Genomic DNA, 8,340 nt, shown 5'->3' with positions numbered 1-8,340 from the left:
GGGGAGTAGGTGTACCAGGAGAACGCGGCGCCGCGGGGGCAGCCGCGGGGTTCGTACTCGGGGGAGTCGGGGCCGACGGAGGGGTAGTCGGTCTGCTGGGTCTCCCAGGTGATGATGCCGTCCTTGACGTAGACCTTCCAGGAGCAGGACCCGGTGCAGTTCACGCCGTGGGTGGAGCGCACGACCTTGTCGTGGGACCAGCGGTCGCGGTAGAACACGTCGCCCTGGCGCCCGCCGGTCAGGAACACCTGCCGCAGGTCGTCCGACACCCGCCCGCGTCGCAGGCGGCTGCCCAGGCGCAAGAGGGTGTCCGCAGGGTCGCGGGGGGTGCGCTCGTCGAGTGGGGGCACGACAGCTCCTCGGGTTCTCTGGGGCGGGGACGGCGGACGCGTCGCCGGACGTTCCCGGTCGGGGTCAGGAGGGGTTCGGGGCGCCCGGCCGGGCGTAGTAGTGCCACGTGAGCCACGTGCACAGGGCGAAGAACACGGCGCACCCGACGAAGAACGAGCGCGCGGGGACGAGCGACAGACCGATGCCGACGAGGAACGGGCCGAACGCGGCGATCGAGGCGGTCCAGCCGATCACCCCGCCCGCCTGGCGGCGCGGGAAGATCATCGGCATCTGCTTGAAGGTCCCGGCGTTGCCGATGCCCGCGAACGTGAACACGGCGAGCATCCCGGCGAGGAACCAGCCGAACTGGCCGACGTCGTGCGGGTCGAGGAAGAAGAGCGAGAACACGGTCGAGACGGTCATGCCGATCCCGGCGACGAGCGTCCAGACCGCGCCGCCGAACCGGTCGCACAGCGGTCCGAAGCCGGCGCGCGCGGCCGACCCGAGCAGGGGGCCGAGGAACGCGTAGCGCAGCGGGTCCGGCGCGTTCTCGAACCCGCCGTACTGCGCGACGATGAGCAGGCCGAGCTGCGCCGCGAAGCCGCTGAACGCACCGAAGGTCATGAGGTAGATCGCCGTCATGATCCACGTGTGCTTGTTGCCGAAGATGTCGAGCTGCTCGCGGAAGTTCGCACTCACCGGGACGCGGCGCAGGTAGAGGCCGGCGAGCACCGCCCCGAGCACGGCCCACGGCACGAGCACGAGCCCGGCGTTGTGCAGCCACAGGTGGCTGCCGGTCGCCGTCTGCTGGGGCGTGAGCACCGCCGTGCCCAGGAGGCCGAAACCCACGACCCACGGCGTGAGGAACTGGATGAGGCTCACGCCGAAGTTGCCGATCCCGGCCTGGAGACCGAGCGCCGTCCCCGCCATGCGCTTGGGGAAGAAGTAGCTCGTCGAGGGCATGAAACCCGAGAACGCGCCACCGCCGATGCCCGCGGCGACCGCGAGGAGCAGGAGCACCGAGTAGGGCGTGCTCGCGTCCCGGACCGCGAACGTCCAGCCGAGCATCGGCAGCAGGATGAGCGTCGCCGTGCCGCCCACGAGCGTGCGGGTGCCGACGACGGGCGGCAGGAACATGTAGACCATGCGGAACAGCCCGCCCGCCAGGCCGGGGACGGCCGTGAGCCAGTAGAGCTGCGCCGTCGTGAGGTCGAAGCCGACGTCGTTGAGCCGGGGTGCGACCGCGCTCACGAGGTACCATGCGCAGAACGCGAGCGTGAGGTTGTACGTCGTGATCCACAGCGTGCGCCACGCGAACCGGCGGTCCCAGCGGGACTCGTCCTCAGGGTCCCACGTCGCCAGGTCCACGGTCGACGGCGTCCGCACCGCCCGCAGCAGCGAGGGGGGCCTGGTGGTGGCTGGGGCGGTCATGTCGTCCTCCCGTCGTCGCAGGTCACGACCACCGTCGTCGTGACGCCGGGTCCGTACCCGGTGCGCCGTCAGCATGACCCGCTGGCCGGGAGCCGCGGCGGGCCGCGGACCGTGAAAAATCAGCTCGCGCGCGAGAGCTGCAGCACGCAGTGGTGCGGCTCGACGAACGGGAGCAGCGCTTCCGCCCGGACGGGGCCCCCGACGCCCGCGAGCACGCCCTGGACGAGGCCGAGGTGGACGGCGCAGACCACGTCCTCGCGGTCGGCGGCGAGCGCGAGGAACGGGCACCGGTAGAGGTGGAACCGCAGCCGGTCCTCCTCGAGCTCGGGGTCGAGCCCGAGCTGGTGCAGGTGGTCGTCGAGCGCGGCGAGCTGGTTCTCGGGCGTGGGCTCGGGGGCCTCCTGGCCCGCGGTCCGCAGGACGTCGACGAGCCGGCGCCCCGCCGCGCGCGCCGGTCCCGCGAGGTCGCCGGGTCCACGCCGGGACAGTCCGGTGGCCCCGGCCGGGTCGTCGCCGCACCGGTCCTGCGCGGGGAGGATGTCCGCGGCGTCCTGGGCGTCGTCGTACCCGAGCACCGCGCGCGCGAGCGCGGCCCGGACGATCGACTCCCCGAGGCGCCGCGTCGCGCCGTCGTCCTGCGGGGGGTGCTCGCCCACGATCGCCTCGTAGAAGATGCGGGGCCGCCCGCGCGTCGTGCGGACCTCGGGCGCGCCACGCACGAAGCCCGCGTCCGTCAGCCGCTGAAGGTGCTCCCGGGTCGCGCTCGGGCACAGCGCGGCCTCGCGCGAGAGGTCCGCGAGCGTCATCGGCCCTCGCTCCTGCAGCGCGTGCAGGAGCGTCAGCCTGCTCGCGGAGGCGAGGGCGCGGTAGGTGGTCGACGTGTCCTCGGGCACGACGCCATCGTGCCCCGGCCCACCGGCGCTTGACCGGTCCCGGGACCGGTCAGGCGCCGATCGGTGACGAAGGTCCCGCGCGCGCGGGCCGTCAGGCCCCGGTCGTGCCGTGGTCGAGCGTCGCGCGCAGGCCGGGCCAGGCGTCCGCGAACGCGGGCAGCAGGTCCAGGGACGCGACGTCGTCGACAGGCACCCAGCGCACCTCGACGCTCTCCGCGTCGGTCGCGCGCGGCTCGAACGTCGCGCCGTCGGCCACCTCGGCCAGCACGGTCGTGTACCGCCACGGACCGTGGTCGAGCACGTGCTCGCCGAGGACACGCACGTGCCCGGGCTCGACGCCCGCCTCCTCTCGGGCCTCGCGGAGCGCGCCCTGCGCGGGCGTCTCGTCCGGTCCGACGGCGCCGCCCGGCACGCCCCACGTCCCGCCTTGGTCGGACCACGGGGCGCGGTGCTGCAGCACGACGTCGGTCAGCCGCCCCTCGCCGTCGCGCCGCCCGAGCAGGAGCCCCGCCGCACCGAACAGGCCCCAGTGCCGGCGCCCGCACTCGCACTCGACCCAGCCGTCCCCGGGCTGGAGGTGGCGGGGGAGCCGCGGGGGCGGCTCGCCGGGGTCGCGCGGCGCGGTGGGGATCGTCACGGGCCCATGCTGCCAGGCCTGCCGAGGTGCTCGGTGCGGGGTCCGGGGCGGCGCACGGCCAGGACCCGGTGCGGGTGCCCGGAAAGGTTGCCCGGAAAGGTTGCCCGGGTGGACGACCGCACCGCGTACGCTTCTCCGCTTGTGAGCAGGCTCGGAGAGATCGTCGCGCCCCGGCGCATGGGCACCGGCTTCCGCTGGCTGCTGTCGTCGTCGTGGACCAGCAACGTCGGCGACGGGATCGCCCTGGCGGCCGCGCCCCTGCTCGTCGCGTCCCAGACCGACTCCGCGTTCCTCGTCGCGCTCGCGGCGCTCCTGCAGCAGCTGCCCTGGCTCCTGTTCGGCCTCTGGGCCGGGGCGCTGGCCGACCGCCTCGACCGGCGCGTCGTCGTCATGGTCGCGAACGCGCTGCGGGCGCTCGTCGTCGTCGCACTGTGCGTGGTGATCGCGACCGGGCACGTGAGCATCGGCGTCGTGCTCGCCGTGACGTTCCTCTACGGGGTCGCCGAGGTGTTCGCCGACTCGGCGTCCCAGACGCTGCTCCCGATGCTCGTCGAACCACGCGACCTCGGCACCGGCAACGCTCGGCTGCAGGCCGGGTTCCTCACCGCGAACCAGCTCCTCGGTCCGCCCATCGGTGCGTTCCTGTTCGCGCTCGGGACGGTCTGGCCGTTCGTCGTCCAGGTCGTGTGCGTCGCACTCGCCGTCGTGCTCGTGGGCCGCATCGCGACGCAGCCCGGTGGGGTGCGCGAGACGCAGACGCACGTGCGCCAGGACATCGCCGAGGGTGTGCGGTGGATCCTCGGGAACGCGCCGGTCCGCACGCTCGCCCTCGTCATCCTGGCCTTCAACGTCACCTGGGCGGCACCGTGGGGCGTCCTCGTCAAGTACGCGCTGGACCACCTCGACATGGGCGAGGTCGGTTTCGGCCTCCTCACGACGGCCTCGGCCGTCGGGGGAGTGATCGGCATCGCGTCGTTCGGGTGGCTCGAGCGCCACCTGCGGCTCTCGACGATCATGCGCGTGTGCCTCTCGCTCGAGGTCGTCATGCACCTCGCGCTCGCGCTCACCACGACCGGCTGGGTCGCGCTCGCGATCATGGTCGTGTTCGGGGCGTATGCGTTCGTGTGGGGCACCGTGTCCAACACGATCCGCCAGCGCGCCGTCCCGACGGAGTTCCAGGGTCGCGTCGGCTCGGTGTACCTGGTCTGCGTGTTCGGCGGCAGCGTCGTCGGGCAGGCGCTGGGCGGCATCCTCGCCCAGACGTGGGGGATCACCGCCCCGTTCTGGTTCGCGTTCGTCGGCGCGGGCGTCACGCTCGCGCTCGTGTGGCGCCAGCTCGGGCACGTCGCCCACGCCGGAGAGGTGCCCGCGGCCGACTGACCGTCCGCCGACGGCGAATTCCGTGGACCGTGTGGGTGGCGGCCGTCAGGATGTGCGGGTGAGCCATACGCCGTACGAGAACACCGACGCCCCCACCGCCGACGTCTCCGACGGCGCGGCGCCCGACGCCCCCGTCGACGACACGCTCGCCAAGCCCCGGTGGCGGCGGGACACCGCGATCTTCCTCTCCGGGCAGACGGTCTCCCTCTTCGGCTCGATGCTCGTGCAGTACGCCGTCATGTGGCACCTGACGATCGAGACGAAGTCCGGTGCCGTGCTCGCGCTGAGCACGCTCTTCGGGTTCCTGCCGCAGGCCGTCGTCTCGATCTTCGGCGGCGTGTGGGCGGACCGCGTGAACCGCAAGGCGCTCGTCATCGCCGCCGACGGCACGATCGCCGTGACGACCCTCGCGCTCGCGCTGCTCATGCTCGGCGGCGCGGACGACCTCTGGCTCATCTACGCCGCGCTCGCGATCCGCTCCACGGGCGCCGGCATCCAGACCCCCGCCGTCGCGGCGCTCCTCCCGCAGATCGTCCCGACCAGCAAGCTGCTCCGCGTCAACGGGATCAACCAGTCGATCCAGTCCGCGATGATGCTCCTCGCGCCGGCGGTCGCCGCGGCCGTGTACGCCAGCACGTCCATCGTCTCCGTGTTCTTCATCGACGTCGTCACGGCCGTGATCGGGATCGGGCTGCTCCTGCTCGTCCCCGTCCCGACGCTCGCGCACGCCGCCGCGGGGGAGCGGGCCGGGTACTTCGACGACCTCGTGGAGGGCTTCCGCTATCTCGGATCCCACCCGTTCGTGCGCTGGGTCCTCGGCCTCTACGCCGTGGTGTTCCTGCTCATCGTCGCGCCGTCGTACCTCACCCCGCTCATGGTCGCGCGGACCTTCGGCGAGGAGGTCTGGAAGCTCACCGTGAACGAGGTCGCCTTCTCCGTCGGGATGCTGCTCGGCGGCGTGCTCCTCGCGACCTGGGGCGGGCTCAAGAACCGCATCGCCATGATCGTCGGCTCGACGTTCGTGTTCGGCGTGCTGTCCGTCGCGATGGGCCTCTCCACCAACATGTGGGTCTTCTTCGCCTTCATGTTCCTGCTCGGCCTGTCCGTCCCGCCGTTCTCGACGACCTCCATGACCGTCCTCCAGGAGACCGTCGAGCCCGAGCGTCAGGGCCGCGTCTTCGGCTTCGTCGGCATCGTCATGGCCGTCTCGATGCCGCTCGGCATGGTCGTCTTCGGCCCGCTCGCCGACCGCTTCACCGTCGAGTCGCTCCTCGTCGTCTCCGGAATCCTCATGTTCCTCGTCATCACCGTCGCCGTCGCCCTGCCCTCCGGCCGCCGCGCGATCCGTGCCGCGGCCCAGCACGACTAGCACTCACCTCGCCCGCGTTCGGGTCCACGGCCCGCAGGGTCGGGTCCGCGGTGGGGTCGGACCGTGTGCTCGGACTGGCGCGCCGTCACCTCGGTCCGTCGGGTGGCAGTTCTGGGAGCGCGCCTCTGACGTCCTTCGCACACGGTCCGACCCCACAGCTCGTCCTGCCCGTCACCGCACGAACCGCGGCCCGGTCCGGCGGTCCCGTCCGGTCCGGGCTGGGGGCCGGCGTGGACCAGTGCGGTACGCCTCGCCGTCATGCGCCGGGCGGCCGGAAGCCCGACGGTCAGGGCGAGCGCGGGCTCGTCGGACGACCCACGAGCGTGGTGCGCCGACAGCGCGGCGGGCGCGACGGTCGTCGGGCAAGGGGCTGCACGACGTGGGCCGACCCCGGCCACCCAACCCGACCACGCGGGTCGTGAAACCGGCCCAGCCCGGCGCCTCGAGCGTGCGGGTCGTGCACCGAGCCCGACGGTGGCGGGGAGGGTCAGTCGACGATCTCGCAGATGGCCGTGCCGGAGCTGACGCTCGCGCCGGCGGTGGCGGAGAGCGAGCGGACGGTGCCGGCTCGGTGGGCGAGGAGGGGCTGCTCCATCTTCATGGCCTCGAGCACGACCACGAGGTCGCCCTCGGCGACCTGGGTGCCGTCGGCGACGGCGACCTTGACGATCGTGCCCTGCATGGGGGAGGCGAGCGTGGTGCCGGAGGCGGCGCCGTTCGCCTTCGCGGCGCTGCGGCGAGCGGGTCGGCGGGCGGCGTTGGCGGTGCGAGCGCGGCCAGCCGCCATGCCGAGGCCGGCCGGGAGGACGACCTCGAGGCGCTTGCCGCCCACCTCCACGACGACGCGCTCGGTCGCGAGGGGCTCTTCGTCCTCGTCGGTGGACGCGGCCGGCGCAGGCGCGAGCGCGGCGAGCTGGTCGGCGAACTCGGTCTCGATCCAGCGGGTGTGCACCCGGAACGGCTTGTCGTCCGTGGGGACGAACGCCTCGGCGTCGAGCACGGCGCGGTGGAACGGCACGACGGTCGGGATGCCCTCGACCTCGAGCTCGCGCAGCGCGCGGCGCGCCCGCTGGACGGCCTGCTCGCGCGTGGCGCCCGTGACGATGACCTTGGCGATCATGGAGTCGAACGCGCCGGAGATCGTGTCGCCCTCGGCGACGCCGGAGTCGACGCGCACGCCGGGGCCGGACGGGAAGCGCAGGCGCGTGATGCGGCCGGGGGCGGGGAGGAAGTTCGCGGCGGGGTCCTCGCCGTTGATGCGGAACTCGATCGAGTGGCCGCGCACCTGCGTCGACGTGTAGCCCAGCGGCTCGCCCGCGGCGATGCGCAGCTGCTCCCGGACGAGGTCGATGCCGGTGACCTCCTCGGACACGGGGTGCTCGACCTGGAGGCGCGTGTTGACCTCGAGGAAGGAGATGGTGCCGTCGGCGCCGACGAGGAACTCGCACGTGCCCGCGCCGACGTAGCCGGCCTCGCGCAGGATCGCCTCGGACGCCTTGTACAGCTCGGCCTCCTGGGCAGCGCTGAGGTAGGGCGCGGGAGCCTCCTCGACGAGCTTCTGGTGGCGGCGCTGGAGGGAGCAGTCGCGCGTCGAGACGACGACGACGGTGCCGTGCTCGTCCGCGAGGCACTGGGTCTCCACGTGCCGGGGGGTGTCGAGGTAGCGCTCGACGAAGCACTCGCCGCGACCGAACGCCGCGGTGGCCTCGCGGACGGCGGACTCGTAGAGCTCGTCGATCTCGTCCGCCGTGCGCGCGACCTTGAGCCCGCGACCGCCGCCGCCGAACGCCGCCTTGATCGCGATGGGCAGGCCGTGCTCGGCGGCGAACGCGTGCACCTCGCTCGCGTCGGCGACCGGGTCGGGCGTGCCGGGGACCAGCGGGGCGCCGGCGCGCTGCGCGATGTGGCGCGCGCTCACCTTGTCGCCGAGCGCGTCGATCGCGGCCGGCGGCGGGCCGATCCAGACGAGGCCCGCGTCCAGCACGGCCTGGGCGAACTCCGCGTTCTCCGCGAGGAAGCCGTACCCGGGGTGCACCGCGTCCGCGCCGGAGCGGCGCGCGACGTCGAGCAGCTTCGCGATGTCGAGGTAGGTCTCGGCCGCCCTGGAGCCGCCGAGCGCGAACGCCTCGTCGGCGAGGTGCACGTGCGGCGCCTGCCGGTCGGGGTCGGCGTAGACCGCGACGGACGCGATGCCGGCGTCGGCGCAGGCGCGGACGATCCGGACGGCGATCTCGCCACGGTTGGCGACGAGGACCTTGCTCAGGGGGCGGGTGGGGTTCGCGGGCACGGCTCACGGTAAC

The 8,340-nt window shown here is 73.4% G+C and carries 7 protein-coding genes; 2 read left to right on the top strand and 5 right to left on the bottom strand.

The window, feature by feature from the left end; all coding sequences use genetic code 11:
- The 4 genes from A0J59_RS08960 to A0J59_RS08945 all read right to left on the bottom strand — a co-directional run.
- A partial coding sequence (locus A0J59_RS08960) for a hypothetical protein (protein WP_156532914.1) occupies window positions 1-350 on the bottom strand: 350 nt, incomplete at its 3' end.
- A gap of 64 nt (window positions 351-414) precedes the next feature.
- On the bottom strand, window positions 415-1,761 hold the full coding sequence (locus A0J59_RS08955) for an MFS transporter (RefSeq protein WP_255365097.1): 1,347 nt from the start codon (window positions 1,759-1,761) through the stop codon (window positions 415-417).
- A gap of 119 nt (window positions 1,762-1,880) precedes the next feature.
- Window positions 1,881-2,654 carry a metalloregulator ArsR/SmtB family transcription factor gene (locus A0J59_RS08950; RefSeq protein ID WP_064315876.1) on the bottom strand — a complete coding sequence of 258 codons (774 nt, stop codon included), beginning with the start codon at window positions 2,652-2,654 and terminating at the stop codon, window positions 1,881-1,883.
- 91 nt (window positions 2,655-2,745) lie between these two features.
- The gene (locus A0J59_RS08945) at window positions 2,746-3,285 is read right to left on the bottom strand and encodes an NUDIX hydrolase (protein WP_064315888.1); all 540 of its coding nucleotides are present in this window, start codon (window positions 3,283-3,285) and stop codon (window positions 2,746-2,748) included.
- A 183-nt stretch (window positions 3,286-3,468) separates the two neighbouring features.
- Here A0J59_RS08945 and A0J59_RS08940 point away from each other — a divergent pair, with 183 nt between their 5' ends.
- Both A0J59_RS08940 and A0J59_RS08935 read left to right on the top strand, forming a co-directional pair.
- Window positions 3,469-4,671, top strand: a complete 1,203-nt coding sequence (locus A0J59_RS08940; protein WP_064315875.1) for an MFS transporter — start codon at window positions 3,469-3,471, stop codon at window positions 4,669-4,671.
- Window positions 4,672-4,729: 58 nt separating this feature from the next.
- The gene (locus tag A0J59_RS08935; protein WP_064315874.1) at window positions 4,730-6,040 is read left to right on the top strand and encodes an MFS transporter; all 1,311 of its coding nucleotides are present in this window, start codon (window positions 4,730-4,732) and stop codon (window positions 6,038-6,040) included.
- 487 nt (window positions 6,041-6,527) lie between these two features.
- On the opposite strand, the gene A0J59_RS08930 is transcribed toward A0J59_RS08935, so the two are convergent.
- A complete protein-coding gene (locus tag A0J59_RS08930) occupies window positions 6,528-8,327 on the bottom strand; it encodes a biotin carboxylase N-terminal domain-containing protein (protein ID WP_255365096.1) in 1,800 nt (599 codons plus the stop codon).
- Window positions 8,328-8,340 lie beyond the last annotated feature (13 nt).

It is taken from the genome of Cellulosimicrobium sp. I38E, from assembly GCF_001647255.1.
In the GTDB taxonomy this organism is placed as follows: Bacteria; Actinomycetota; Actinomycetes; order Actinomycetales; family Cellulomonadaceae; genus Cellulosimicrobium; species Cellulosimicrobium cellulans_E.
This window is presented reverse-complemented; position numbering and strand designations above follow the sequence as displayed.

What these genes read in the sequence shown, in the direction of transcription:
- A0J59_RS08955 (WP_255365097.1), bottom strand. Translation starts at nt 1,761, where the DNA reads ATGACCGCCCCAGCCACCACCAGGCCCCCCTCGCTGCTGCGGGCGGTG.
- A0J59_RS08940 (WP_064315875.1), top strand. Translation starts at nt 3,469, where the DNA reads ATGGGCACCGGCTTCCGCTGGCTGCTGTCGTCGTCGTGGACCAGCAAC.